This is a genomic window from Pseudoalteromonas sp. BSi20429 (assembly GCF_000238895.1).
Taxonomy (GTDB): Bacteria; Pseudomonadota; Gammaproteobacteria; order Enterobacterales; family Alteromonadaceae; genus Pseudoalteromonas; species Pseudoalteromonas arctica.
This window is the reverse complement of the sequence record NZ_BADV01000068.1, coordinates 1-26,708: the sequence shown is the minus strand read 5'-3', so window position 1 is coordinate 26,708 and position 26,708 is coordinate 1. Positions and strand designations below refer to the sequence as shown.

Genomic DNA, 26,708 nt, shown 5'->3' with positions numbered 1-26,708 from the left:
GATTAAGCTACAAAACCAATGATTTCACCACCAACACCAGCACTACGTGCTGTGCGGTCTGTCATTAGGCCTTTAGAAGTTGATACGATAGCGATACCAAGACCACCCATTACCTTAGGTAATTGGTCACGTTTCTTATAGATACGTAGACCAGGGCGACTTACACGCTGGATATTTTCAATTACAGCTTTGCCTTCGAAGTACTTCAACTCGATAGAAAGCTCAGGTTTAGTTTCACCGTTAACGGCGAAATCTACGATATAACCTTCGTCTTTTAGTACTTTAGCTAATGCTACTTTCAGCTTTGAAGTTGGCATCGTTACAGATACTTTCTTCGCTGATTGACCGTTACGAATTCGTGTAAACAAATCCGCGATAGGATCTTGCAAGCTCATAGTCTTACTCCCATGATTCTATTACCAGCTAGCCTTTTTAAGGCCAGGAATTTCACCGCGCATAGCTGCTTCGCGAACTTTAATACGGCTCATGCCGAATTTGCGAAGGAAACCATGTGGGCGGCCCGTAATGTTACAACGATTACGTTGACGTACAGGGCTAGAATCACGAGGTAAAGCTTGTAGCTTAAGTACCGCGTCCCAACGATCATCTTCAGATGTGTTAACATCACTGATGATAGCTTTTAGTGCCGCGCGCTTTTCAGCGAACTGAGCAACTAGTTTTGTGCGCTTTGCTTCGCGCGCTTTCATAGAATTCTTTGCCATAACCCTACCCTTATTTCTTAAATGGGAAGTTAAACGCTTCTAACAACGCACGGCCTTCCTCATCAGATTTCGCAGAAGTAGTGATAGTAATATCCATACCGCGTACACGGTCTACTTTATCGTAATCGATTTCTGGGAAGATGATTTGTTCACGTACGCCCATGCTGTAGTTGCCACGTCCATCAAAAGACTTAGCACTTACGCCACGGAAGTCACGAATACGTGGGATAGCGATTGATACCAAACGCTCAAAAAAGTCCCACATACGCTCGCCGCGTAGGGTTACTTTACAACCAATCGGGTAACCTTCACGCACTTTGAAGCCAGCAACAGATTTGCGTGCTTTAGTGATTAGAGGTTTCTGACCAGAGATTGCTGCTAGATCCGCTACTGCGTTATCTAAAATCTTCTTGTCAGCTAGGGCTTCGCCCACGCCCATATTCAATGTGATCTTTTCGATCTGAGGGACTTGCATGACAGAGCTGAAACCAAACTTCTCTTGAAGTTCCGCAACTACTTTGTCTTTATATACTTCATGCAGTTTCGCCATCATTCTACTCCAACTATTAGATAGTTTTACCAGTAGATTTAAAGATACGTAATTTCTTACCATCTTCAATCTTGAAACCTACACGATCAGCTTTACTCGTTTCCGAGTTGAAGATCGCAACGTTTGATGCATCCATAGATGCTTCTTTCTCAACAATGCCGCCAGCTTGGTTCAATTGTGGAACCGGCTTTTGGTGTTTCTTGATCAAGTTTATGCCTTCGACAAAGATTCGACCAGATTCAGTAACAACTGAAAGCACTTTTCCGCGCTTACCTTTGTCTTTACCTGCTAGTACGATTACTTCGTCATCACGACGTATTTTTGCTGCCATGATTGGCTCCTTACAGTACTTCTGGGGCTAGTGAAACGATTTTCATGAACTTATCATTACGAAGTTCGCGAGTCACAGGGCCGAAAATACGTGTACCAATTGGCTGCAAGTTATCATTTAAGATAACAGCCGCGTTGCTGTCAAAACGGATCAAAGAACCATCTGGACGGCGAACACCTTTTCTGGTACGCACAACTACCGCGTTTTTAACATCACCTTTCTTCACTTTACCGCGAGGAATAGCTTCTTTTACAGAAACTTTAATGATGTCGCCAATCGCTGCGTAGCGACGGTGTGAACCACCAAGGACTTTTATACACTGCACTTTGCGAGCGCCGCTGTTATCAGCAACTTCCAGCTGAGTTTGCATTTGGATCATGTTAATGACCTCCGGTGTAGTAATTACAACGTGTCTAAAATTCGTTTAAAAATCAGACATTTCGATTAAATCCCAATCAAAAAACAAACGAGTTGTCTCTTAAGGGCGGGCAATTGTACCAGCATTGAGGGGGTAGTGATAGGTTATTTTTTAATTAATTTAGAGCGTATGGTTATTAAAGTTGAGTAATTACGGCTATGTAGCTATTTTACAGATGGTTACAAAACAAACAAGGCACTATATAAGTGCCTTGTTTGTTTTAACTATAGATGATTAACCGAATAAACCTTTTAATTTATCTTTAATCTTATCCTTTGCTTTGTCTTTGGCTTTTTCTTTTGCCTCATCAACCTTCTGCTTAGCTTCATCTTTAAGCGCATTGCCTACATCAAGCTTTATACCAACATCGTGGAAAGGCCCTTTTATACGTAGTGGTATTTTAAAACCAGTGCTGTCATCAGTGGTCCCCTGTCCTTCGATTGATCCAACTATGCCTGTAACCAAACGGTAATTAACTGTTGTTTGTGGTAAATCAACATCGCCTTCACCTGATATTCTAACGAGTGGGCTAATAAGTGATAAATCAGTATTTTTACCAACACCATTAGTAAAGTTAAAACTTCCTGTTAGTGCAGAGAAATCTGTTTGCTCTGATTCTTCAAACCCGGTATCCAGCCCTTCAGACGCAGCACCAAAGTTTCCTGAAATGAGTTCCTTACCTTTACGAACCATCTCAGCTATATTCGCACCTTTTACGGCTCCATCAGCAAACTCAAATCCAAGTTTTCCGTTAAGCGCACCAATAAACGACTTTTGACTTTGGCCAGTTGTGTTTAGGTTCCAATTTAAAGACCCCTTACCCATTAGCTTGTCAAAACCTGCCGCATCAGTTAATAGAGGCTGTGCATCTATACCAGCTAAGTCAAAGTTAGTTGATATTTTATAAGGTACTTGTTGTGCGTTTACATTGATAACGCCTTTACCTGACCCTTCATAAGCAGAAAAGCTATCTAGGCTTAGTTTTGCAATGCTATTTTTTAAAGCAACAGTAAATTGATTTGCGCCCAACTTAATATCGTTAGCTTTTAATCCACTTGAACGAATAACTACATTCGCATCTAGTGAATTTAACGCACTTAGATCAATTTTAGTGTCATCCCATACTATTGGCTCTGCAGGTTTATCATTTTGCTCTACTGGCTCTTCTTGTTTTGCTACTGCTTCAGGTAGGTACGGGTTTAAATCAAGCATACCTAAATCGATATCAGCATTTACAGCTAAACGCTTTCCTAGGTTAAGCTCGCTCTTACCTTTTATTTCCAATGCGTCTAACGTCGCAACTAAATCGTCTAAATTAAATTTCTCACCTGCTAGGTGCATTTTACCGTTTACACTGAATGCGTTAAAAGCATTGTCTTTAGCGTCTAACTCTACACCTTGCCATTTTGCAATACTTTTAACAGACTCACCGCTTAGTGATAACTGACCTTTAATATCTTGTCCTTGCCCAGCGATGCTCCCTTCGAACGTTAGATCAACTAAACGAGAATCTAAGGTTTGTTTAACATTAAAAGTAGCACCTTCAATTGCTTTAGCAGGAGTATCTAATTTTATATCAAGCTCAAAACGCTCCTGCATATAAGTAATACCCCCTTTTACTTCTAATGTTTTACGAAGTGATGGAAGTAAAATAGCGAGTTCTAAATCACTAATTTGTTGCTTAGCACCTGTTAGACCATCTAGATAAGTAAATGTGCCGCCATAAATAGCAACCTCACCTAACTCAATATCAAAGTTATCTGGAAGCTTTATCGCTTCACCTGATTGGCTTTGCTCTTTAGGTTGCTCTGCAACTGCATCAAACAACTGCCAATTAGCTTTACCATTTTTGTCAGTTTCTAATAGGATATTTGGTTCGTTTATAACAAACTTATCTAATTTAAACTCACCACCAAATAATGAAAACCAAGGTATATGTACAGCAAGCTGTTTCATACTCGCCATATCGGCGCGCGAACCTGATTCCATATTTGCAAAATGCACGTCGTTAAGTTCTAACTTTAATGCAGGGAATACGCTAAGTGTTTTATCACCTTTAATAGTAAGAGTGCGCCCAGTTGTTTGTTCTACCTGCTCAGACACTTTATTAAAAATAGTATCAGTAGGGATTAAAAACGGTGCGGCAACAATTAGTGCTATACATAGTAAAAGTATTACACCTACAATTTTAAGTAAAGTTTTCATGATCGTCCTTTCAAACGTGCAAATAATGTTCTTATCATAGCGAGTGTTAGCCTTAAAATCATTGTAGTTGATGTAAAAAAGCCACTAAAACCATTTTACCTGTTATATGTGAATCTTTCCTGAAACATTTTGATACCTTTAGGTTACAAATAAATATTGACCCGGTGATACCCCAAGGTTACATTGATACCCAGAGGTTACAAAAAATAAAATACTATTACAGGATGAATACTATGAAACAACAGGATATTAAAACTGAAGAACAATTTATGGGTCAAAACATATGGATTAGTTTAAGCGCAGGGATAGTTTGTTTACTTCTCTGTGTTTACTCACTAATAAAACAAGATCAACATATTGGAGGGCTTTTAACTGTTGGAATGGGCGTTTTTTTTTATATAGTTATAGTGATTATTTATCTCATTAAAGGGGGCTTTCCGTTAAAAATGTATTTTCAATACGCTTATAAAGATGAGTTTCTAAACACCATTGACACTAATGCATATAAACATACAAGTTTTGCATTTGGGTTTTGCCTTCTGGGTGTTTTTTATATAAGCGATGAAATACCTACCGAATTTTCGCATGCAACTATGGCAATATTCTACCTAGGTATCATGCTCTTGGTATATGGCGCTTCATTGCTTTGGCAAAATCGTGATTAGGAGTGGATATGCAAAATAACATAGCAAAGTATCGAAAAGAGGCCGGGCTTTCACAGCAAGAACTTGCTGATGCTATTAAAGTGTCGCGCAAAACAATAAGTACCGTAGAAACAAACCGGTTTACGCCGTCGGTAATAATTGCTCTAAAAATAGCAAAGCATTTTAATACCTCAGTTGAAAGCCTATTTGTACTGGATGAAAATGATTGATACATGTTAAAGCATTAGTCTCATTTTATTAGCAAAAATACTGATTTAGTCACTTCAATTACAACGTATGGAGGACAGCGCTGTTGTTATTAGCGTAATTGCGCTAAAATAGACCAGCAAAAAAATATATATCTAAACCGGAGATTCTACAAGGCATGAAAAAACTGCTAATTTCACCGTCAAAAATGACGCTAGGCGAACAAGAAAATCAAATCTATCAGAACATTCTGAAGCAATCTTCAGAGTTAAGCCTTAACCTTATGGCCGTGAAAGTAGAAAACCACCCTGATGATTTTTTACCTTGGTGTTACGAATTGCTAAGTGCAAGCAGAGATCGTATGAACTACGATTTGCTAGAGCCACAGCAGTTACCAGTACTTAAGAAGCTACACGATCAGCTTATTTCAGCTATCAGCTTTTTACAGGTTAAAACTTTACGTATTGCTCCGTGGCCTGTTGTAAGTGTATTTGTAGAACAACACAAAGACGTTATTGCACTTGATGAACAGCTTCGTTTGGTAGACTACATCAAAAGCATTCGTGAACAATCTCTTAAAGATATGATTCCTGAAGACTTACTTGCGTTTAGCGGTAAGCACATGGCATCACTTGATCCAAGCACATACAACTTTGACGTTGAATGGTTTGCATCTACAAAAAGTGCAAAGAGCTTCCATCAAATGCTTGGTGATTTACCAGGTGCTTTTGACGATGCACTAGTGAATATTCCACTTGAAGGTGATATTACTCAATACGAATATCAACAATTTGTTGCTGCTTATTCAAAAATATTCACCGACAACAACGAAAAACCAACACTTGCGCCTGCAACACGACTGCTTGCAATGCGTCGCCCTGATTTATTTACTCCGATTACAAATAATCGATTAGATGCATTATGTGGTGCTCTTGGTGTTTCTAAACTTAAAAATAGTGATTTTGAGCGTTACTGGCAAGATATCGTAAAAGGTATTCAAGCTATGTCATGGTACAAAATGGCTAAACCTAGTAACGAGTTAGAAGAACAATTGGTTGCTATTAAAGCATTAGTTCCATGTTTCTTTCACTACGCTGATGCTAAAACACCAGATAACTCTAACTACATTAAACTGCTAACAAAGCCTAAACGTACTACAACTACAACAGGTAAAACTCAGCGTAGAGGTAAAGAGTCTGCAGAAATATTAGTAGACCGTGCTCTTGCTGCTGACGATATTCCTGAACACATTCGCAGTAAACGTGATTCAATTGTGAGTGAAGTACAAAAAGGTCGCAGCGTAAACGAAACAATTAGCCTTATGCGCACTATATTCGGTTAAAATCTTCTAATTTAGCCGTACTTTTATGGTGCGGCTAGGTTAATTTATGCACCAGCAATGTGCGCAACATCTTCCTTCATGTTATATCCCCATCCTATTCATAAAATTCAAGCTCATGTTTTTAATAAATAAAAAATAATTTTTAATAAAAAATAATGAAGCTGGCACATACAGTGCAATTATCCCGTTAGTTAAACAATAAAAAGCCGTCAGCCTAAAGGTTCCGAATACATAATAAAAACCTTGGCGAGCAAAAATCATATAACGGGAAATGGACATGCTAAAACTAAAAAAAACCATCGCTATAAGTGCTATAGCATTAATGGGCGCAACATCTTTAACATCTACAGCTGTGCATGCTGAAGTAACTGCTAATGCAGCGGCAACATCAAACTACTTATGGCGCGGTCAAGAGCAAACTGGGGGCGATGCAGCTATTTCAGGCGGTATTGATTACGCCAATGAATCGGGCTTTTATGCAGGTACTTGGGCTTCAAATGCATCGTGGGCAGATGAAATGACCTATGAGCTTGATTTATACGCAGGCTTTGGTGGCGACATTAACGAAAGCGTTAGCTACGATGTTGGCTATATTTATTACGCTTACCCAGATGCCGCTTCTGAGGCTGACGCAGATTTCTCTGAAATTTACGGTAGCATCAGTGTTGAAGGCTTTACCTTTGGTGCTTCAGTACTTGCAACATCAGCTGCAAGTGGTGATAGTACAGACTTTGGTGATTCACTTTACCTGACAGCTGATTACGGTTTTGCTGTTGGCAGTAACGGCACTGAAATGGCACTTCACTTAGGCCACTACTCTGGTGACTTTATTGGCGATGATAATATCTTAGATTACGGTGTATCAATTTCGAAAGACGGTTTTACTTTTGGTTTGTCTGATACAGATATGGATGATTCAGATATTAAAGCTTACGTTGCTTATTCTGTAGACTTTAATTTATAAGAAAGAATGTGTTACTTGCTGCGACACGAAGGGCCTTTTGGCCCTTTTCTCGTTTTATAGCTGTTTTGCTTTAAAGGGTACCTTATTACATTGTACTTCGACTGTTATAGGGTACCAAGCTGGGCCGATTTGATTCACAACCACCTCAGCTAAACCATTAGTAAACGATTTATACGTATGAACGCTTTGCCACTCCCCTTGTGGGCAATGTGTTGTTAAATCTAACGGCTCTGATCCCTCGTACAACGCAAGTGCAAAATTATGATGCCACTGTGAGCTTTTTAGAGTTTTATTGCTTACTTTGCTCTGTATACCGTTATCAAAGTAAATATTTGTACACCCCGTTAAAATAATCAGTGTGCAACCGGCTGCAAATAGCTTGATGCTCATAATGTCTCCCCTAGTACTTGCTCTTGGCACCACACTTTAATGGTATGGGGCGAGTATATTCCAAGCGTAATTAAACTCAGCGCTCCATCACTAAACGTTTGTTGTGACTGCATTTGAATAACCGATGTATTTGAACATATTTGTTTTACGTCTACCCGCTGCTCACCCACTAATCCCCATAAATAAAATGGGCGGCTATCTTCATAATTAGCTTGGCTCGTTATTTTTGCTGTTACCTGCGGCTGAATGGTTACCGCAGAACAAGCACTGAGGCTTAATGCTATCGCCCCTATAATTAATGGTTTCATACTCTTCCTTATAAACTAAATACCAGTAAGGTAACTTTATAAGAGAACATAAAATATTAGCGTAAAAAGCTGTGGGGAATATGTAGAAACGCTATGAAGTTTTATACAGTTTATTACACATAAAGGCCGCATAAATGCGGCCCTTAAAGTAGTTAGTTTAGGTTAGTAAATAAATAGACGTTAGAATTTAGCTAAATTATTTTTACTGTCTTTGTCGACCAGCTTAATGTAAGGATCTACCCCCGCAAATAATGGTTTTTCTTTTACTTTTAGCTCAATAGTATTGGTACCAGACACTATTTGATGCTTTTGCGAGTAAATAACAAAGTCATCAGCTAGTAAGTTTTCAGGGTCGTCGCTAAATAATGCAATATCAATTAGCTCATCGAGCGGCTGTTCGGTTTCTTCACCTTGGCCATCCGCACGCTGTTTAATGGCTTCAATGTTTAGCGTAACGCTATAAAAACCATCACTATCAGCGCTATCTGTAACTGAAACGTCTTTCATCTCAAGCTCATACAAGGTGATATATTTAAACTGATCGTCAATAAAACTTTGTTCTGCTTGCGTTGCGTCTTGTTTTAAATAGCTAAGTAAATCAAGCGTAGTTGGGTATGGTGTTGATTGGTACTGAAATTCATTTAAAAATGCTTTGAGTGCATCATTTAAACGTTTTTCACCTAAACGATCATAAATCGCCATCATCACAACTGATCCTTTATTGTAATGAAGATATTGTTGCGACTGTGTTTTATATAGTGGCATTTCTTCAAAGGCTTCCCCTGTACGCCCTATTAAGTACCTATCAAGCTCATATTTTAAAAACTTACGTAGCTTCTCTGCGCCAAAGCGTTTTCTTAGCACCATTAGCGCACTGTATTGTGAAAGCGTTTCTGACATAACGGCACTGCCCTCTACATTAGCCGCCGATACTTGATGCCCCCACCACTGGTGCGCTACTTCATGTGCGGTAACATAGTAAGGGTAGTCAACTTTACTCTCATCTCTTAAGTCTGTAATAAACCCCATGCTTTCTGAGTAAGGGACTGTATTGGCAAAACTTTGTGCAAACGAGCGATACTTAGGAAATTCAATTATACGTAGCTGTTTATGCTGATACGGCCCAAATGCTTGTGTAAAGTAATCTATCGAGTCTTGTACTGACTCAATCATACGGTCAATATTCCATGCATGATTTTTGTGGTAATACACCTCAATATTTACCCCATTATGCTCAACCTTTTTACTTTCAAGCTCTGCCGAAAGCACCGCATAAAAGTTTAAAATAGGCGCATCCATTTCATAAACAAAAGTGCGGCGCCCGTCTTTTACACTTTCACTTTGTAAATACCCTGGGGTAATAGCAAATTGCGACTCGTCGGTTGTTACCGTTGCCTTAAAGTTAATAAACCCATTAGCTGCACCAAAATTACTTTGTGTATAGTACTGACTGTCTTCTAGCTTATGGGCACGTTCAAGTTCTGGTAAATCATGCTTACGGCGTTCAAATTTATCAGCTACCTGTAAACCACGGCTATAACCAAAGCTAGGGAGGAGTTCCAAGTTATTAATAAAAGTGCCATTGGCAACTAATTGTGTATCAGAACCTTGATCAGTAAAGCCTTTGTGATCGCGAGTAACCGACAGTTGCCCTTCTCTTATTTCGTTTGGCATAAGCGGTTGATCAAACTCAAACCATGCTGAATAAAGCGCTGGTAATTTTTCAACTATCTTACCGCCTGCCATGGCTACATACCAACTTTTAGCGTGTTGAGGTGAGCTTATTAACACTCGCGTAATTGGCTCGTTAGAGGTATTAGTAAATTTAATTTTTGCCACAGCACTTAAAGCACGCTTTTTTGGATAAATATCAACAGTTAAGTCAACATCGGTCACCATAGGTAGTGCTAAGTCTTTGTATTGTGCAAACTGCTGCTCATAACTTATTTGCTTGTCTTGAAACTCATCGCTCGTAGTAAACTCGTTCAAAACTCTTGTGTTGTTATAAATATTGTAGCCTGCACCAACAAACACTAATGCACTAATAACCGCAATCGCTTGCCCTTTTAACGACATATTATAACGAAGCATAGACAGGCGTGTGCGCAGCGTTTGTGAAGGACCACGATGCCACAACGCAAACCCAACAATCGCTAAAACAAGGCTTAACGCGCCCCAATATAATGTGTACCAATGCGCGCCTTGTAAAAAGTGCCCATAACCATTTATATCAGAATACGGTACACTACTGCTTTGAGAAAAATGATACATATGGTGCTCAAACCCATAAGAACCCATCACTTTTTGCGCTATGTAATACAAAATAAACAAACCCATTCCTACATATTTATTCGGGCTAATAATCTGCAAAAAGAAGGCAAGTACCGTCAGCATAATCAACGGTAAAATCGATAAATAAACAATCCTAAATAAATACTGTCCTAGCTCTAAATTAAATTGACCTTTAAATAACTGAACTGTAATTGTGAGTATCATTCCCACTAGAAACAACCCAGAAATAGCGGCGATTAAAGCCAGTATTTTTGACACCCAAAAAACACTATTATGCACCGGAAAGCTGTCAACAATATCGCCCATGCCACTTTGTCGCTCTCGCCATACAAGCTCAGCACTATAAAAAGCGATAATAACAAACAAAAATAAACCGGAAATACCACTAATAATATTGACCATATTCTGAGTTAAAGGCCAGTTAGTAGTGCCATAAGCACCAATAGGCGCAAACAAAGGAATCATAAGCGTTACAATGCTTACACCCGCTAAAATCATAAATGGCGCGCTAAATATAACTTGTTTAAGTTCGAATATACTGCGCATTATTAGCTGAGATTTAGTACTAACCCCCGCTGATTTATAATTTTTAGCACTGGTGATAAGTGCAGCTTGTTTATTTTGTACAAAAGCAGAGACTTTAAATTGCTTCTTCTGTTTTTTAGTTACTATGCGATTGCTTAGCTTTCCAAGGCCAAAAAACATTGCAACACTGATTGCCACCCACAATATACGGTTAACTAAAAGGTCACCTGTGAGCGTTAGCACTTCTGTGTTTTTATCATTTACAGTCCAATAACGTGTTAAATCAATTAACGAACCAGAGCCAAATGGGTCGGCGTAAACAACAATATTTCTAAATGCTAAATCATCAAAGTAAACGCCGGCAATTTGATAGGCTATAAAAATCACAACAGCTGCTACATACACCGACATCATGGTTTTAAAATAGACCGCTACACTATTAAAAATAGCCGAAAGCACCAGTAAACTTGGCACTGCTAAATAAAGATAAGGCGCAGCGTAGTACATTAGCTTATTAGGACCAATCAATTCGCCATCGAGCCAGCCAACTAATAAACCAAATTGCGACCCTAAAAACACACCCAATGGCACGCTTAAAAACACAATAAGTACAACTAAGTAGGAACCAAAAAAACGCCCTGCTTGATAAGGCACAGGATTAACAGGCTTACTAAAAACCAGCTCATCCATTTTGCTTTCACTGTTGCGAATAGCAGAGCTGGCAACAAAGTTAACCACTAAAAACATCGCAAACGTACAAAATGTAACGGTTAAAAGCATAATAGAGAAAGGCGAGTTCATATGAACATTCGCCCCACCTAACGGAAACTTACTACTGGAGCTTATAAAAAACGCCATAAAAAAGAATATTAATGAGGTCACATAAAACGAAGGCTGACGCGCGAAATAACGCAGCTCAAACGCGAGCATATTAAAAAACATAACGCCTCCTTATGCTACTTGGCTGTTACGATGATTAAGCAGAGTAGAAAAATACACATCTTCTAAATTTGCATTACTTGCTTCAAACCCTTGTGGGGCTTGCTCTGCTATTACATGTAAAATTGTTTTCCCTGCAAATAGGCGCTTAGAAATAACCGGTAATTGCGGCTCAAGTTCTTGCGCTTCTTCTTGGCTCATGGCTTTGCGCCAAATTTGTCCTTGGAGCTTATCGGTAAGCGCTATTGGGTTACCTTCTAGTAAAATCTTACCGCCAGCCAACACCGCCATATTTGGGCAAAGCTCTGCAACATCTTCAACGATATGGGTCGATAATATAACTACTTTTTGCTCGCCTAAGCTTACTAATAAGTTATGGAAACGATTACGTTCCTCTGGATCTAGCCCCGCTGTTGGCTCATCAACTATTAGTAAATCAGGGTCACCCAGTAATGCCTGTGCAATACCAAAACGCTGGCGCATACCGCCCGAAAAGCCACTGACCGCTTTTGAGCGATGTTGATATAAATTAGTGTGCGCAAGTAATCCTTCAACCGACTCTTTACGCTCTGCTTTATTATGAATACCCTTTAAAACAGCCATATGGTCCAGTAAGTCGTAAGCACTAACACGCGGGTACACACCAAAATCTTGTGGTAAGTAACCTAAGCGTTGGCGCAGTGCCTGTGGGTCTTTAAATACATCAATGCCATCAAAAGTAATTGAACCTGAATCAGCCGACTGCAGTGTTGCAATGGTACGCATAAGCGATGATTTACCTGCGCCATTTGGCCCAAGTAATCCAAACATCCCTTTACCGATAGATAAATCAACACCTTGTAGTGCATGTACGCCGTTATCGTAGGTTTTAGATAACCCTGTTATTGATAGCATTTTTACTTCCTTGAGTATAAGTAATTATTTTTATAATGTTTTATATCACAAGAAAAACAGGAACATAAGTTACTTGTTAGTTAAATTTGTAACAACAAATAAACATAATTTAAACTCATAACACTTGCCTGCACTGTATTCACTCGGTATAAAAACCACATATACTTTTTATAAGAAGCGAAAAGCCATGCAAGATCACCAAAGCCAACCATTAAACGACTTTATAGAATACCCACACGACGAAATGCTAAATCGTGCTAACGAGTTTTTACAAACCAGCCAACGCCGCCATAGCATTCGTAGCTTTAGCGATCGCCCAGTACCAAAAAATATTATTGAAGCATGTATAAAAGCAGCAGGTACAGCACCTAGTGGAGCGAATCATCAGCCTTGGCATTTTGTGGCTATAAACAGTAGCGATGTAAAAAAACAAATAAGAGAAGCCGCAGAAAAATTAGAGCGTTCTTTTTACGAAGGCAGAGCAGGTGAAGAATGGTTAGATGCGCTAAAGCCGTTAGGTACCGACGCCAATAAACCTTATTTAGAGCATGCACCTTGGCTTATAGCTGTATTTAGTCAAAAAAAGGGCGGTGTAAGCACCGATGATAAAAATACGAATTATTATGTGCATGAGTCTGTTGGTTTAGCTACCGGCTTTTTAATTCAAGCTTTGCACCGCAGTGGTTTGGCAACCCTTACTCATACTCCAAAGCCAATGAGTTTTTTAACCGACATATGTAATCGCGATAGAGATAATGAACGCCCATACATGCTACTTATTACAGGCTACCCAGGTGATGATGCAACAATACCTGCTCATGCACTGGATAAAAAATCTATCGATGAAATAGCTACGTTTATTTAGTATTTTCTTGTCGGCAAAACCACTCATATAACAAAGCAATGATCGACTCAACTTTTGGGTCGGTCAATGAGTAATAAATAGTATGCCCTTCTCGGCGAGTAACAACCATATTTGCCTTGCGTAAACTTGCTAAATGCTGAGATAGCGCCGACTGCGCTAAAGGTACCTTTTTATTTAGCTCACCTACACTTTGCTCACCTTGTAATAAACTACATAAAATCATTAAGCGATTTTTGTTAGCCATTAATTTTAAAAACTGTTCGGCTTGCTCTGCGTTGACAGCTAGTTGTTCAATATTCATTTTATTATTTCTCTTTTTGATACCTTTTTAAGTATAGACTTTTACATTAGTAAGTTCTAATATAATTAACATTAGGTTTTACTAATATTAAGATGACCATGAAACTAGCGATGCCATTTTATTAATCGGCGGAAGTGCTGTAGCAGTATCCGCACTATTAAGTTACTTTATATAAAGTAGCTTTCAGTTTTTAACGTTATTTATAAGTATTAACTCAATTCAACCTACTTATACCAAGTAGCACCCATTAATGTCTTTTTTAAGAAAAAGAGGATTTACAAACTAATGCTTACATCAATCCCTGATTTACTAAAAATTATCACACCTAACCAACGCCGTATTGACGCAGCGCAAGCAAAACTCGAGCTTGAAAAAAATAAAGGTTTACTTATTGATGTGCGAGAACCTGCAGAGCACGCGACAAAATCGGCTGCCGGCGCTATAAATATTCCGCGTGGATTACTCGAGATGAAACTAATGGAAATAGAAAAAGACGCAGCTCGCCCTATTTACGTGCACTGCGCAAGTGGTGCACGCGCAACGTTGGGAGCAGAAGCATTAACGCGTGTGGGTTATGAAAACGTGACTGTTATTACCTGTGACGCAAACCAAATATGTAGCGTATTTTAAGTATCTACTAAGTACTTATAATTATGCGCCTAACAAAGGTAGGTGTTTAACGCTGTGATAAGTCAGTGCTAATTTAATACACTCTTTAACTGGGTGTTCTGGTAATGGCTTTTCACTATTTAACACTATTGCTCTATTTCCTTCAAAGGTAAGATTATGAGAGTACAACTCTCTAAATGTGCTTACTAGCTTTGATTGGCAATGAAAAAACAAATAACACGATGAGCCCTTTAAGCCTACGCGAATGGGGCTGCCATTTATTGTGTTATAACTTGGCTCTCCCCACTTTAAAGACTCTTCAACAGCTCCTAAGTTTTGCTCTTGTGCTACGGTATAAATTAACTCTCGTAATTGTATAAGCGTACTTTTAGCTGCCTCAGGATAATTATTAAATATATTTTTTATATCCGTATTCATAAAAACATCCTTATAAGTATTACAAGTTTAAAACAGGTTACTTTTGCTGCCTTTCATCAACTAAAACAAGTAGCATCTGCTCAATATTTTTAACACTATAAGTAAGTGCTCTCAGTAGCTCTTTCTCACTTTGCTCTGTTGCCTGCTGCGACGTTTTACCTTGATTAGCCAATACATCTTTTTGCTCAAGTATCGCCTCTCTAAACTCACTCGCATTAACCACACCAAGCAAAGACACTAAAGCGCCATTTCCTGACTGCCCAGCTGTTTCAAAGCTTAAACGATATAATCCAAATATTCGCATGAGCGGCCCTTGGCTTAATCCAACATCGGTTATTTTTTCAAGCGGAATAGATTTTTCTTCTTTAAATAATATGCCACGTTTAACTACCAATTTTTGTGGTAATAAGTCAGCCGACATAGCTGCGAGTATTCGCCCGCCCACCAGCCATACAATCGCTAAAACAATGGGTAACAACGGAATAGTCACCAGCGCTAGTACACTAAAAAAAGCGGCCATTAGCATCCAGTATTGCTGAACCTTCGGGTCGAAAGATGCACTTTTTAAAATATGTTTTGTCATTGTTTTAATCCTTTATCTATATAACTACAAATACACTCTGCAAACTTCAATAATCTCTACTCAATCTTACAAACTAATAACGACTTTTATAGCAAGAGCAATAAACACAACCCCCAGTATTTTATCAAGCCACGGGTTCTGCTTAGTAAAACCAAAGCGATTTTTTGAAACCTCAGTAAGTACTGCAACTAGTAAATACCAGCCGGTATCAATTACAAATACCGTTAAGCACATAATAATGCCAATGCTTAAAGTAAGGTTTTGCGGGTCTATAAACTGCGAAAACAACGCTAAAAAGAAAATTGCCAATTTAGGGTTTAAAAACGCAATGGCAAATCCATCTTGCAACGCTTTGGCTGCGCTTATCTCACTTTTTTGTACTTGCAGTTCGTCATTACTGGGTTTTGCTAATAGTATTTTTAAACCTAAATAGGCTAGATACCCAGCGCCCAAATATACAAGCACTTGGTATACCGTTGGAAATTGAGCCATCAATGTCCCCAAACCAAGTAACGAAGCTGCCGCATAAAGCCCAACACCCACGCCATGGCTAAGTGCAGCAAGCATACCGTTTTTCATTCCGCCACTCATTGTATGCTTTAGTACAACTGCAAGGCTTGGGCCTGGCGACATTGCACCCATCATGCATACAACTACTAAACTAAACCACGCTGCTAATGTCATTCTTATCCTTATAGTTCATCGTTTTCTATTAATAATATATAGGCCGTTATTTGGCCTTGAAAAGCAGTCGCAGTATTTATACTTATTACTTTCCAACCTTCTTGATTTAAGTGGTATATGCGCTCATTCAAAGCATCTACATCAATGCCGTTACTAAAAAACCACGCCTTTTAAATTCTACTATTTTTTGCATTGTTTGTTATCCATTTTATAAGCGGTAGTCAAAGTCGTAATAGTGAATGCCCTGCTCAATGCGTATTTTCATACTGCCAGTTAACCCTTTTAGCTCATAGGTGCCTGAATCAGGAATAACATTTAAAATAAGACTGTCTTGTCCTTTATTCATAGTGCCAAAGTGTTGCAGTACAAAACTGCCCTGCTTACCTTCAAGCTCACCTATCACTTGCTCTATTGCCACGTAACCCGCACTGCCTTGGGTTGGCGTCATTGCGCTAAGCATCTCGCCTTGGCTTGTAGCATTTAAGTCACCTTTAAATGTTTTATCGATCGACATACGTCCTAAGTTAATACCTTGCTGCCCTTTGGCATAACCTTCAATAGGCGCTAAAGCCACTGTAAATTCACCGCTTATTATTTTTGTTGTCATAACAATTCCTTATTGATGATATTTAATACTATTGATTTTTAATCCGATGATGCCATATCTATACCTTAACCTTTAAAAAGAATCCACTATGTCAAAAAACACCTCTGCATCCGAAAAAGCAGCTTTTAGCAGCCTATTACCTGTTTTTGCTTTTATAAAACCTTACAAATGGATGGTAGTAGCTGCGCTAGCTGCACTGTTAGTGACTGCGGGTGTTAACTTATCACTAGGTCAGGGGGTTAAGTTTGTTATTGATCATGGGTTTATTGCAGGCTCCAAAGATCAATTACAACAAGCTGTACTGGTGCTCATTGGCTTAATCAGCTTATTAGCGATAGGTACCTTTAGCCGTTTTTATTTAATGTCGTGGATTGGCGAGCGAGTCAGTAACGATATTCGAAAAGCGGTGTTTAATCGCATTGTAACGCTACACCCTAGCTACTTTGAAGAAAACCGCAGTGGCGAACTTATGTCGCGTTTAACCACCGACACCACATTACTGCAATCAATTATCGGCTCATCATTTTCTATGGCACTGCGCAGTGTACTTATGTTGATTGGTGGCTTAGCTATGCTGCTATTTACTAATTTAAAACTTACTTTAGTGGTTGTAGCCTGTGTACCGCTGGTACTTGTTCCTATGATGATATTTGGTCGCAAGGTACGCAAACTAGCAAGCTCTAGCCAAGATGCCATTGCCGACATAAGTACCTATGCCGGAGAAATCATACAAAACATCAAAGTAGTGCAAAGTTATAGCCATGAAGAACAAGAACAACATGCTTTTGCACTTGAGACCGAAAAAGCCTTTAACGTAGCTAAAAAACGCATTAAGCAACGTTCATTTTTAATAGCCGTAGTGATTTTTTTAACCTTTAGTGCTATTAGCGCTATGTTATGGGTAGGTGGTAACGATGTACTTGCGGGTACTATGACCGGCGGCGAGTTAGGTGCATTTGTGTTTTACGCTATTATGGTGGCAATGTCGGTGGCAACCGTTGCTGAAGTATATGGCGAACTACAACGCGCAGCTGGTGCTGCGGCAAGGTTACTTGAGTTACTTGCTGTTAAAAGTGAGATAGAAAACCCACTAGTTCCACAAGACGATAGCTTACTGCAAGATAGTAATAGCCCTGCTATTACGCTTGAAAATATAAGCTTTAACTACCCCTCTCGCCCAGACGTAAGTGCACTTAATAAAATAAGCCTAAATATAAATCAAGGCCAAACCGTGGCAATTGTTGGCCCTTCTGGCGCAGGTAAAACAACGTTATTTGAATTGCTACAACGTTTTTACGATCCGGCTAGCGGAGCTATTAAGTTTAAAGATGTAAACATTAAAGACCTATCACTTAATACTCTGCGTAATAAAATGGGCATGGTAGCGCAAAACCCTATTTTATTTAGCTCCGACGTAATGCATAACATCCGCTACGGCAACCCAAGTGCAACCGATGAGCAAGTATATGCCGCAGCAAAGTATGCGCATGCCGATGAATTTATCAAACAATTACCGCAAGGTTATAACAGCTTTTTAGGTGAGCAGGGTGTGAGGTTATCGGGTGGGCAAAAGCAGCGTATTGTGCTTGCACGTGCCATATTAAAAGACCCTGAAATACTTCTTCTTGATGAAGCCACCAGCGCGCTGGATGCGCAAAGCGAACACCATGTACAAGCTGCACTTGAGCATTTAATGCAAAACAGAACAACGTTAATTATTGCCCATAGGCTGGCAACGGTAAAACATGCAGATGTAATTGTAGTAATGGAAAATGGGGAAATCATAGCAACGGGTACTCACCAAGAGTTGTTAGCAAGTAACCCGTTGTATCAAAAACTGTGTGAATTACAGTTTAATAAGGATTAACCTTCGGTATTTGGCACTATCTGAATTTCTACGCGACGGTTTTGAGCACGGCCATTTGCACTATCATTAGTTGCAATTGGGCGTGTTTCGCCATAGCCCATAGTGCTAACACGTGTAGCCATAATTTGTTGGTTCACTAAGTAGTCTTTCACACTTTGTGCGCGTTCACGCGATAGGTTCATGTTGAAGCTATCTTTACCCGTACTGTCAGTATGCCCTTGCACACTAAGGTAGGTTTTTTCGTACTTGTTCATTACTTTAGCAATCGCATCTAACGTATCGTTAAAGCCTGATGAAATATAAGACTGAGCAGTCGCAAACGTAATATTTGATGGCATTACTAAACGTAAGTTATCGCCTTCACGCACTACTTCAACACCTGAACCCGCTAACTCATCACGGAATGCTTCTTCTTGCTTATCCATGTAGTCGCCAACAGCAGCGCCCGCCAGTGCACCAATAGCTGCACCAATAAAAATACGTTTATCTTTATGATTACCCGTAGCCTTACCTAATACACCTCCGGCTGCGGCGCCTATAGCGGCTCCTTTACCTGTGTTATTCATTTCACAACCAGAAAGTAATACAGCTACTACGGTTACGCTTAAAAGTGATTTAGTTAAAGTCATGGTGATACCCTATTCATTAAGAATTTAGCAAGAGTATGCAAATACATGTATGAACAAACTATGAAGAGAGTGTTAAAAGCAACGCATCTAGCTCGATAGTTAAGCATACCCTAAACTAATGTGCCATTTTAATAAAAATGTCATACTCCCCTGTGACAATTTAATGAACTTTACAAAGGATATTGGCGCAATGTTAATTGCTATTTTTAGACAGTTTTTTTTACTAGGGTGTATGAGCTTTGGTGGCCCTGCTGCACATTTAGGTTACTTTAAACGCCACTTTGTAGACTCGTTAAATTGGCTTACTAACACGCGTTACGCACAACTTATTAGCTTAAGCCAAGCCCTACCAGGTCCTGGCTCTAGCCAAGTTAGTTTTGCAATTGGCGTTGAGCGTGCTGGTGTACTGGGTGGTATAGCTGCATTTGTAGGCTTTACTCTGCCTTCGTTTTTAATAATGGTGCTACTTGCGGTTAGTGCTCATCAGTTTGACGCTATTTACTTTGCTATTATTGCAGGTTTAAAGTTATTTGCCGTTGTTATAGTTGCTGATGCAACGCTTAGTATGGCTAAAAGCTTTTGTACAAGTACCGTACTTAAGCTACTTGCTGTAATGAGTACACTTGCTTTGGTGTTATTACCAATGCTAGGCACTCAAATCGCTATTTTAATAATTGCTGCAGCAATAGGTGCTATATGGCCTTTATTAAAACTTGGTACAGCCACGGAAGATATTAGTAGCAAAAAAAGTAATATTAACTGGATTGCACTGGGGTTATTTGCGATCTTACTTGGTGTTAGCTTTATTCCACTAGGGCATGAGTTTGCTTTGTTTACCCCTTTTTACCAAGCGGGTGCAATGGTGTTTGGCGGCGGACACGTAGTACTGCCGGTACTTCAAGCTGGCGTGCCAGCATTGAGTGATGATCAGTTTTTAAGTGCTTACGCGAGTGCACAAGCAGTGCCTGGGCCTATGTTTACTATTGCTACTTACTTAGGCGCACAACTTACTACAGAACAACCTTTAGTGGGTGCTCTTATAGCTACACTGCTTATATTTATGCCTGGTTTTTTACTTATTTTGGCATTTCAGAAGAGCTGGATTAACTTGGCAAGTAAGCCACGCTTTGCAAGCTCAATAGCAGCGCTTAATGCCGCGGTAGTAGGTTTTTTAGCGGCTGCACTGTATTCGCCAATTTGGACATCAGCGGTGCATAACCTTTGGCAAGTTGCGTTAGTAATAATTACATTTGCATGGCTGCGATTTAAAAAGCCACCTATTTGGTGGCTCTTAGCTTTATTTATTGCTGTGGGTCTTTTACAACACTATTTGCCATCACTCTAAATGTTGGCTTATCTGTTTGTTGCTCACTCGGTGGGCTTAATTGCCCACTAACACTTTGATATGCCCTAAGCCCAAACACGGGTAATACCGCAAGTAAATGGTCCATTATTTCGGCTTGTAAATGCTCGTACGAAATCCAGCGTTTGTCTTCACTAAAGCAATAAAACTCAATAGGTAAACCATGGTTTAGTGGTTGTAGCTCTCGTACCATTAACGTAAGCGACGTATTAATTTTACTGTGCTGCTTTAAATAACCTTCAGCATAGCGACGGAATAACCCTAAATTAGAAACCTGAGCAGGTAATGTCGTCACTCGAATATAGTCGTGCAGCGGAATAGCCGCATCGATTTGCTTTCTAAACTCATCACCCACTAAACAAATGCTGTGCATATCAATATTGAGTGAGCGTTTAATACGTCTACCGCCCGACTCTTGCATCCCGCGCCAGTTTTTAAACGAACCCGCAACTAGCATATAAGTTGGAATAGTTGTTATGGTGTTATCCCAGTTACGTACCTTTACAGTATTTAAACCCAAATCAATTACTTCGCCATCGGCGCCGTAATTTTCTACTTGAATCCAATCACCATAGGTTACTAGGCGATTTGCTGCTATTTGAATACTGGCTACAAACCCTAAAATAGTGTCTTTAAATACTAACAACGTAACAGCAGCAATAGCACCAAAGCCAGAGAGAATATAAGTAGGTGACTTCTCAAGAAAAATGCTCACAATTAAAATTGCACACACAATAAAGGTTATTAGCTTAACAACCTGAATTAAGCCCTGAATAGGAACCTCGCGGGCAAACTCTAACTGGTTATAAATAGTACCCGCAATGCTCACAATACTGCTAAAAATAAAACCAGCATAAATAATAAGCAAAGCTTGTCCTATCGTTTTTAGTATTTCTCCTGCAATTTCATTAACTGGGTATACGCTATCAAACGTAGCTAAAAACAATACGCAGCACAGCATTCCGGCAATACGCTTATTTAGCTTATTAAGCATAGGAGAAAGCGCACCAATTCGCTCAGGAGAAAGCCTCGTCACTATTTTTTGAATGCCAGGTAACATTAATCTACGAGTAAATAAGTAAACAATTAATAAAGAGAATATTCCTATTGAGACTGCGGTAATTGAGCTAAGAAAATCCGCGTCGGGTACTTTTTCAAACCAAGGAGCAATTAATTCCTGAAGATGGGTGTTGGTCATAGTGTTTCAATTTCCTTACTGATTTGTGGTTCAGGTAAATCTTGTTGAGCATAAATGTCGGCAAGCTGCTGATCTTTAGCAACCCATAGCTCATTCACATAATGTTGAAAATTAACTTTAAATACGTCATCGCTTTGATAGCTGCCCTGCATATTGTCATTAATGGGCGTTACGTCTATTGAAACATAAATAGAATCTAGCTCACCTTTTAGCAAGTTACGACAAACGTGATCTGTCTTACCGCTATATACTAAACTTGTATTAAGCATGGCATCAAATTGATCGGCTAATACTTCAAGCGCAAAAGCAATGCCGCCCGCTTTGGGCTTTAATAAATGTTTAAAAGGACTTTGTTGCAGATTATGTTTGGCTGGCGTATAGCGTGTACCTTCAACAAAATTAATGATGGTAGTAGGATGATGACGAAAACTACGACAGCTACGCTTCGTGCGCTCTACATCCAACCCTTTCAACTTTGGATTTTTAGCAAGCTGCGCTTTGCTTACCCGTTTCATAAACGGCATACCCATGGCCCACGCACCAGTGCCAATAAAAGGCATGTATTTTAACCCGTCTTTTAAAAAGAACTTAGGGGCAGGCAATGCATGTAATGAGCTAAGTACAGTTATATCTAACCAACTCGCGTGGTTACAAATAAGTAAATACCAACTTTTTGAGTTTAAGTCGCCACTTATATCAACCACAATGTTAGGGCAACCTAACCAAAGCCCTAAACGGTTGCCGTTACACCAACCTCGGTAAGCGCTGTGTAATATAGAGTTAACCACAGGCAAAGGCAGTAATAACTTAATAAGGCCCAGTACAAATACTAGCGAGCCAAAAAGCATTACGTTAGAAAACAATACGCAGCCTACAATTAAGCCGTTAAGCCAATTTGGTAACCACTTTTTTAGCATAACTGTAAGCTCATATTTTTACCTTTTACTTATGGTTTTTTTCGAGCGATTGTAGTGTTTGCTCTTTGTTTTCCCATAAGCGGTTTAACTCGCTTTGAAAGCGAACTCTAAATTCAGAATCACCTGTGTAGTCACCAATAAGCTCTTCGCTTACCGGCCTTACTTCCACGTGTACGTTGATATTTTTTACCTTACCACCAGCAAAATCCATAAAAGTAGGAATACCATCTGGGTAATGAATGGTGACGTTAACCACTTTAGTAATTTGCTCGCCCATTGCTTGCATTACAAAAGCAATACCGCCCGCTTTTGGTTTTAATAAATGTGGGAACGGGCTATTTTGGCGCTCATGCTTTTGCGTAGTAAAACGAGTGCCTTCTACAAAGTTAACCACACTTACTGGCATCTCTTTAAATTTTTCGCAGGCTTTACGTGTGGTTTCTAAGTCTTTGCCACGCAGCTTTGGATTCTTTTTTAATTGGCTTTTACTCGTGCGAGTCATAAACGGAAAATCAAGCGCCCACCAACATAAACCTAAAATAGGCACGTAAATAAGCTCTTTTTTCAAAAAGAAGTTTAAAAATGGAATTTTACGATTAAACACGCGCTGTAATACTAAAATATCGACCCAGCTTTGGTGATTTGCAATTACTAGGTACCAATCTTTTAGTTTAAGGTCTTCAAGGCCAGTTACATTAAGTTTAGTTGGCGTAAATAACGCTTGATTTAAGCTATTAAAGGTAACCCAAATAGTTGCAAATTGCTTAGCTGCCCAGCTCATAAGCTTTTGTAGAGGCTTAATAGGGATAAGCTTTATAAGCCCACAAACAAAAATAGGCACAAACCAAAAAAGTGTGTTTATTGTGTAAAAAACAATACTAAATACACTGCGAATAACTGACATTACTTCCATTCCTTTAAACATTGCGCAGCCACTAATACTGCGCTTTCAGTTGCTTACAAATTAATCTTCAAAATAGGTATAGCCTTCAAGGCCTGCATTAAGCTCAGCTAAATAACCTTCTTTACACTGCGTCGATACATCAAGTTTATTAACTTGGTACGCAAAGTTGTCAGCTAAAATGGCGCTATCATAGTCAACAAACTTTAATACATCCTTAACGCTATCACCTTTTATAGCATTGGTTAACACGTAACCATCGTCGTTAAGCTCTACGTGCACCGAATCAGTGTCACCAAATAGGTTATGTAAATCACCTAAAATTTCTTGATACGCGCCTACCATGAACATAGCAATGTGGTATTGCTCGCCATGCTTATATTCTGGTATTGGTAGGCTGGTTTCGATACCAGCGCCTTCAACGTATTCACGAATCTGCCCGTCAGAATCGCAGGTAATATCTTGAATAATCGCGCGCTGAGTCAGTGGCTGAGTTAAGTTTTCGATTGGCATAACAGGAAACAACTGCTGAATACCCCATACATCAGGCAACGACTGAAATAATGAAAAGTTAACAAAGAGTTTATCAGCAAGCTTTTCGTTTAAATCGTCGAGTACTTCACGGTGCGCGCGCGCGTTATTACTAAGCGATGCACGTACACGATGTAAAATAGTAAAGTAAAGCTGCTCTATTTTCGCCCACTCTAGCATGCTTACTAAGCCATGCACGTACTGATCGTGCGCTTCGCTAAATAAGTGCATAGCGTCGTGATAAATTTCTAATGCCATACGCGGGTTTAAACGCTGTAAACACTGCCACATTTCATCAAGCACTAATGCGCTATTTTCAAGCGGTGGCTCTGGATTTAAATGATTAGGCGCTTTTTCTACGTCAATTACATCGGTAATTAATACCGCATGGTGAGCAGTTAAAGCACGCCCCGACTCGGTGATAATGGCCGGATGCGTAAGGTTATGCTGATCGCACACTTCTGCAAATGCATTCACTACGTTACGCGCATACTCTTCTACGGTGTAATTCATTGAACATGCACTACGCGAGCCAGAGCCCTCGTAATCAACACCTAAGCCGCCGCCCACATCAACGGTATTTAACGGTACGTTTAATTGTGTAAGCTCAGCAAAGTGGCGTGCACATTCACGTAAAGCACGGTGAATATCACGAATATTGGCAATTTGAGAACCAATATGAAAATGCACCATTTGCATTAAGTGCAGCTTATTATGCTTTTTAAGCACTTCAACAGCACTTAGTACTTGGCCTGCTGTTAAACCAAACTTGCCTTTTTCGCCGCCCGTGTTTTGCCACTTGCCTTTGCCTACTGAGTTTAGGCGAATGCGAATACCAATAGCCGGTTCAATGCCTAGGTTGTCTATTTCTTCAAGTAGTGTGGTCAGTTCTGAAAGCTTCTCTACCACAATTTTTACGCTGTGGCCCATTGCTTGACCAATACACGCTAGGCGTAAAAACTCACTGTCTTTATAGCCGTTACACACTATTGTGATTGGCTCTTTTGCTACACCCAAAATAGCCATAAGTTCTGGCTTTGAACCTGCTTCTAGGCCAACAAGCCCGCTTGGATGCGCTAATAGTTTACTTACTACAGAACGTTGCTGATTTACTTTAATTGGGTAAACACAGGTGTATTTTCCGTTATATTCGCGATTTGCTCGCGCCTGCGTAAACGCGTTAGTAAGTGTGTCTACACGATTTTTTAAAATATCAGTAAAGCGTACTAAAACCGGCAACGTTAAACCTTGTTGCTTAAACTGCTCAGTTAATTGCGTTAAAGAAATGGCCGGTTTTGTTTGGTCGCCATCTGGGTAAGCCACCAGTTCGCCTTGTGCGTTAATATCAAAATAACCATCACTCCAATGAGCAACGTTATAAGTGGCGCGTGCTGTTTCTAAACCCCAGGTCATGGCAACTCTTCTTTAGTCAATTAGGTATAAAGGCGCATTTTAATACGTCACTATCCACTAGGCTAACAAAAATTGAACTTTCACTCATTCCTAACTAACTTTATTCGTCAAATCAGTTAAAATGTCATTGAGCAAAACGCCAAGCACTGGCAGAATTGCCCCTTTTTCATACTCAACCTAAAAAGTGTAATAGTAACTATGGCAAATTTAGATCAAAGTAAGTGGTTTACTGAAATTAGCGACCGCGATGGCAGCGCATTTTCATTACGTATTAATAAAAAGTTAGATGAAAAACAGTCTCCTTTTCAAAAGGTAGAAATGTTTGAAACCACAGACTTTGGTAATTTAATGATCATCGACGGGTGTACTATGGTAACAACCCGCGAAAACTTCTTTTATCATGAGATGATCAGCCACCCTGCACTTTTAGCGCATCCAAACCCTAAAAACGTCGTTATTATTGGCGGCGGCGACTGCGGTACTTTACGCGAAGTATTAAAACACCCAGGCGTAGAAACTGTAACGCAAATAGATATCGACGAAGTAGTAACGCAAATGTCGTTAAAATACTTCCCAGAGCTTTGTGAATCTAATAACGACGCCCGTGCAACGGTTATGTTTGACGACGGTATTAAATACATGCGCGAAGCCGCTGGCGAATCTATCGACGTAGTGATTGTTGATGGCACAGATCCGGTAGGTCCAGGTGAGGGTTTATTTAACCATGCGTTTTACACAAGCTGTTTAGATGCACTGCGCCCAGGTGGTATTTTAGTACAACAAAGTGAATCACCACTTATGCACATGCCACTATTAGTTGAAATGCGCGAAGCAATGTTAAGCGTAGGCTTTAACGATTTACAAACATTACCATTTCCACAACCAATTTACCCAAGCGGTTTATGGTCAGTAACACTTGCACGTAAATCACAAGCATTTGACGGTTTTAGAGAAGATGCAGCTGCAAATATTGCACAGCACAGCGAGTACTATAACAACGGTATTCACCATGGTGCACTCGCTACACCTAACTACATGAAACGCGCATTCGATAAAAAATAATACCCATCT

General features: G+C 39.6%; 29 protein-coding genes. 9 read left to right on the top strand and 20 right to left on the bottom strand.

The features are described 5' to 3' along the window. Positions 1–2 precede the first annotated feature (2 nt). From rpsH to P20429_RS06810, 6 genes are all read right to left on the bottom strand, one after another. Positions 3–395, bottom strand: a complete 393-nt coding sequence (gene rpsH, locus P20429_RS06790) for a 30S ribosomal protein S8 (RefSeq protein ID WP_007584660.1) — start codon at positions 393–395, stop codon at positions 3–5. 21 nt (positions 396–416) lie between these two features. Continuing rightward, positions 417–722 carry a 30S ribosomal protein S14 gene (gene rpsN, locus P20429_RS06795; RefSeq protein WP_033026947.1) on the bottom strand — a complete coding sequence of 102 codons (306 nt, stop codon included), beginning with the start codon at positions 720–722 and terminating at the stop codon, positions 417–419. 10 nt (positions 723–732) lie between these two features. Continuing rightward, positions 733–1,272: a 50S ribosomal protein L5 gene (gene rplE, locus P20429_RS19725; RefSeq protein WP_010554915.1), complete on the bottom strand. Its 540-nt coding sequence runs from the start codon at positions 1,270–1,272 to the stop codon at positions 733–735. A 16-nt stretch (positions 1,273–1,288) separates the two neighbouring features. After that, positions 1,289–1,603 (bottom strand): 50S ribosomal protein L24, encoded by a 315-nt coding sequence (gene rplX / locus P20429_RS06800; protein ID WP_002959496.1) that lies wholly within the window; start codon positions 1,601–1,603, stop codon positions 1,289–1,291. Positions 1,604–1,613: 10 nt separating this feature from the next. Then, a complete protein-coding gene (gene rplN, locus P20429_RS06805; RefSeq protein ID WP_002959498.1) occupies positions 1,614–1,982 on the bottom strand; it encodes a 50S ribosomal protein L14 in 369 nt (122 codons plus the stop codon). A 273-nt stretch (positions 1,983–2,255) separates the two neighbouring features. Beyond that, positions 2,256–4,226 (bottom strand): AsmA family protein, encoded by a 1,971-nt coding sequence (locus P20429_RS06810; RefSeq protein WP_007584647.1) that lies wholly within the window; start codon positions 4,224–4,226, stop codon positions 2,256–2,258. Between the two features lie 233 nt (positions 4,227–4,459). Here P20429_RS06810 and P20429_RS06815 point away from each other — a divergent pair, with 233 nt between their 5' ends. From P20429_RS06815 to P20429_RS06830, 4 genes are all read left to right on the top strand, one after another. Continuing rightward, positions 4,460–4,891 carry a hypothetical protein gene (locus tag P20429_RS06815; RefSeq protein ID WP_007584645.1) on the top strand — a complete coding sequence of 144 codons (432 nt, stop codon included), beginning with the start codon at positions 4,460–4,462 and terminating at the stop codon, positions 4,889–4,891. A gap of 8 nt (positions 4,892–4,899) precedes the next feature. Continuing rightward, entirely contained in the window at positions 4,900–5,100 is a 201-nt protein-coding gene (locus P20429_RS06820; RefSeq protein WP_007584642.1) for a helix-turn-helix transcriptional regulator, read from the top strand. A gap of 155 nt (positions 5,101–5,255) precedes the next feature. After that, positions 5,256–6,419 carry a hypothetical protein gene (locus tag P20429_RS06825; RefSeq protein ID WP_033026944.1) on the top strand — a complete coding sequence of 388 codons (1,164 nt, stop codon included), beginning with the start codon at positions 5,256–5,258 and terminating at the stop codon, positions 6,417–6,419. 277 nt (positions 6,420–6,696) lie between these two features. Beyond that, entirely contained in the window at positions 6,697–7,383 is a 687-nt protein-coding gene (locus tag P20429_RS06830; protein WP_033026942.1) for a TorF family putative porin, read from the top strand. A 54-nt stretch (positions 7,384–7,437) separates the two neighbouring features. Here the strand turns inward: P20429_RS06830 and P20429_RS06835 are convergent, their stop codons facing one another. The 4 genes from P20429_RS06835 to P20429_RS06850 form a co-directional block, all read right to left on the bottom strand. After that, complete coding sequence (locus P20429_RS06835) at positions 7,438–7,773, bottom strand: Bor/Iss family lipoprotein (protein WP_007584629.1); 336 nt, start codon at positions 7,771–7,773, stop codon at positions 7,438–7,440. Next, positions 7,770–8,081, bottom strand: coding sequence for a Bor family protein (locus P20429_RS06840; RefSeq protein ID WP_007584627.1), 312 nt, complete (start codon positions 8,079–8,081; stop codon positions 7,770–7,772). Before P20429_RS06840 ends, P20429_RS06835 begins: the two co-directional genes overlap by 4 nt. Before the next feature lie 180 nt (positions 8,082–8,261). Beyond that, positions 8,262–11,840 carry a M1 family aminopeptidase gene (locus tag P20429_RS06845; protein ID WP_007584625.1) on the bottom strand — a complete coding sequence of 1,193 codons (3,579 nt, stop codon included), beginning with the start codon at positions 11,838–11,840 and terminating at the stop codon, positions 8,262–8,264. Between the two features lie 9 nt (positions 11,841–11,849). Beyond that, positions 11,850–12,731, bottom strand: a complete 882-nt coding sequence (locus tag P20429_RS06850) for an ABC transporter ATP-binding protein (RefSeq protein ID WP_007584623.1) — start codon at positions 12,729–12,731, stop codon at positions 11,850–11,852. Positions 12,732–12,918: 187 nt separating this feature from the next. Between P20429_RS06850 and P20429_RS06855 the strand changes: the two genes are divergently transcribed. After that, positions 12,919–13,596 (top strand): nitroreductase family protein, encoded by a 678-nt coding sequence (locus P20429_RS06855; RefSeq protein ID WP_007584619.1) that lies wholly within the window; start codon positions 12,919–12,921, stop codon positions 13,594–13,596. Here the strand turns inward: P20429_RS06855 and P20429_RS06860 are convergent. After that, positions 13,589–13,897: a helix-turn-helix transcriptional regulator gene (locus P20429_RS06860; RefSeq protein ID WP_007584618.1), complete on the bottom strand. Its 309-nt coding sequence runs from the start codon at positions 13,895–13,897 to the stop codon at positions 13,589–13,591. The genes P20429_RS06855 and P20429_RS06860 overlap by 8 nt on opposite strands. 285 nt (positions 13,898–14,182) lie before the next feature. Between P20429_RS06860 and P20429_RS06865 the strand changes: the two genes are divergently transcribed. Further along, positions 14,183–14,527 carry a rhodanese-like domain-containing protein gene (locus P20429_RS06865; protein WP_007584615.1) on the top strand — a complete coding sequence of 115 codons (345 nt, stop codon included), beginning with the start codon at positions 14,183–14,185 and terminating at the stop codon, positions 14,525–14,527. Between the two features lie 21 nt (positions 14,528–14,548). Here the strand turns inward: P20429_RS06865 and P20429_RS06870 are convergent, their stop codons facing one another. The 4 genes from P20429_RS06870 to P20429_RS06885 all read right to left on the bottom strand — a co-directional run bounded on the left by P20429_RS06870 (position 14,549) and on the right by P20429_RS06885 (position 16,818). Then, entirely contained in the window at positions 14,549–14,944 is a 396-nt protein-coding gene (locus P20429_RS06870) for a DUF1801 domain-containing protein (protein ID WP_007584614.1), read from the bottom strand. 37 nt (positions 14,945–14,981) lie between these two features. Further along, entirely contained in the window at positions 14,982–15,527 is a 546-nt protein-coding gene (locus P20429_RS06875; RefSeq protein ID WP_007584611.1) for a PH domain-containing protein, read from the bottom strand. A gap of 66 nt (positions 15,528–15,593) precedes the next feature. After that, positions 15,594–16,211, bottom strand: coding sequence for a LysE family translocator (locus P20429_RS06880; RefSeq protein WP_007584609.1), 618 nt, complete (start codon positions 16,209–16,211; stop codon positions 15,594–15,596). Positions 16,212–16,419: 208 nt separating this feature from the next. Then, entirely contained in the window at positions 16,420–16,818 is a 399-nt protein-coding gene (locus P20429_RS06885) for a DUF3224 domain-containing protein (protein WP_007584606.1), read from the bottom strand. Between the two features lie 88 nt (positions 16,819–16,906). Between P20429_RS06885 and P20429_RS06890 the strand changes: the two genes are divergently transcribed. Beyond that, entirely contained in the window at positions 16,907–18,685 is a 1,779-nt protein-coding gene (locus P20429_RS06890) for an ABC transporter transmembrane domain-containing protein (RefSeq protein WP_007584605.1), read from the top strand. On the opposite strand, the gene P20429_RS06895 is transcribed toward P20429_RS06890, so the two are convergent. Next, on the bottom strand, positions 18,682–19,314 hold the full coding sequence (locus P20429_RS06895; protein ID WP_007584604.1) for an OmpA family protein: 633 nt from the start codon (positions 19,312–19,314) through the stop codon (positions 18,682–18,684). The two genes, P20429_RS06890 and P20429_RS06895, sit on opposite strands and share 4 nt — an antisense overlap. 190 nt (positions 19,315–19,504) lie before the next feature. Here P20429_RS06895 and chrA point away from each other — a divergent pair, with 190 nt between their 5' ends. After that, positions 19,505–20,659, top strand: a complete 1,155-nt coding sequence (gene chrA, locus P20429_RS06900; protein ID WP_007584603.1) for a chromate efflux transporter — start codon at positions 19,505–19,507, stop codon at positions 20,657–20,659. Here the strand turns inward: chrA and P20429_RS06905 are convergent. Genes P20429_RS06905 through speA form a run of 4 tightly spaced genes read right to left on the bottom strand, consistent with a single transcriptional unit; the run spans position 20,616 to position 25,637 of the window. Continuing rightward, entirely contained in the window at positions 20,616–21,875 is a 1,260-nt protein-coding gene (locus tag P20429_RS06905; RefSeq protein WP_007584595.1) for a mechanosensitive ion channel family protein, read from the bottom strand. The two genes, chrA and P20429_RS06905, sit on opposite strands and share 44 nt — an antisense overlap. Beyond that, positions 21,872–22,792, bottom strand: coding sequence for an acetyltransferase (locus P20429_RS06910; RefSeq protein ID WP_007584593.1), 921 nt, complete (start codon positions 22,790–22,792; stop codon positions 21,872–21,874). The genes P20429_RS06905 and P20429_RS06910 overlap by 4 nt, the downstream gene beginning before the upstream one ends. Positions 22,793–22,817: 25 nt before the next feature. Further along, the gene (locus tag P20429_RS06915; RefSeq protein ID WP_007584592.1) at positions 22,818–23,696 is read right to left on the bottom strand and encodes an acyltransferase; all 879 of its coding nucleotides are present in this window, start codon (positions 23,694–23,696) and stop codon (positions 22,818–22,820) included. Positions 23,697–23,756: 60 nt separating this feature from the next. Beyond that, positions 23,757–25,637, bottom strand: coding sequence for a biosynthetic arginine decarboxylase (gene speA / locus P20429_RS06920; protein WP_007584591.1), 1,881 nt, complete (start codon positions 25,635–25,637; stop codon positions 23,757–23,759). A 198-nt stretch (positions 25,638–25,835) separates the two neighbouring features. Between speA and speE the strand changes: the two genes are divergently transcribed. After that, complete coding sequence (gene speE, locus P20429_RS06925; protein WP_007584590.1) at positions 25,836–26,699, top strand: polyamine aminopropyltransferase; 864 nt, start codon at positions 25,836–25,838, stop codon at positions 26,697–26,699. Positions 26,700–26,708: the final 9 nt, after the last annotated feature.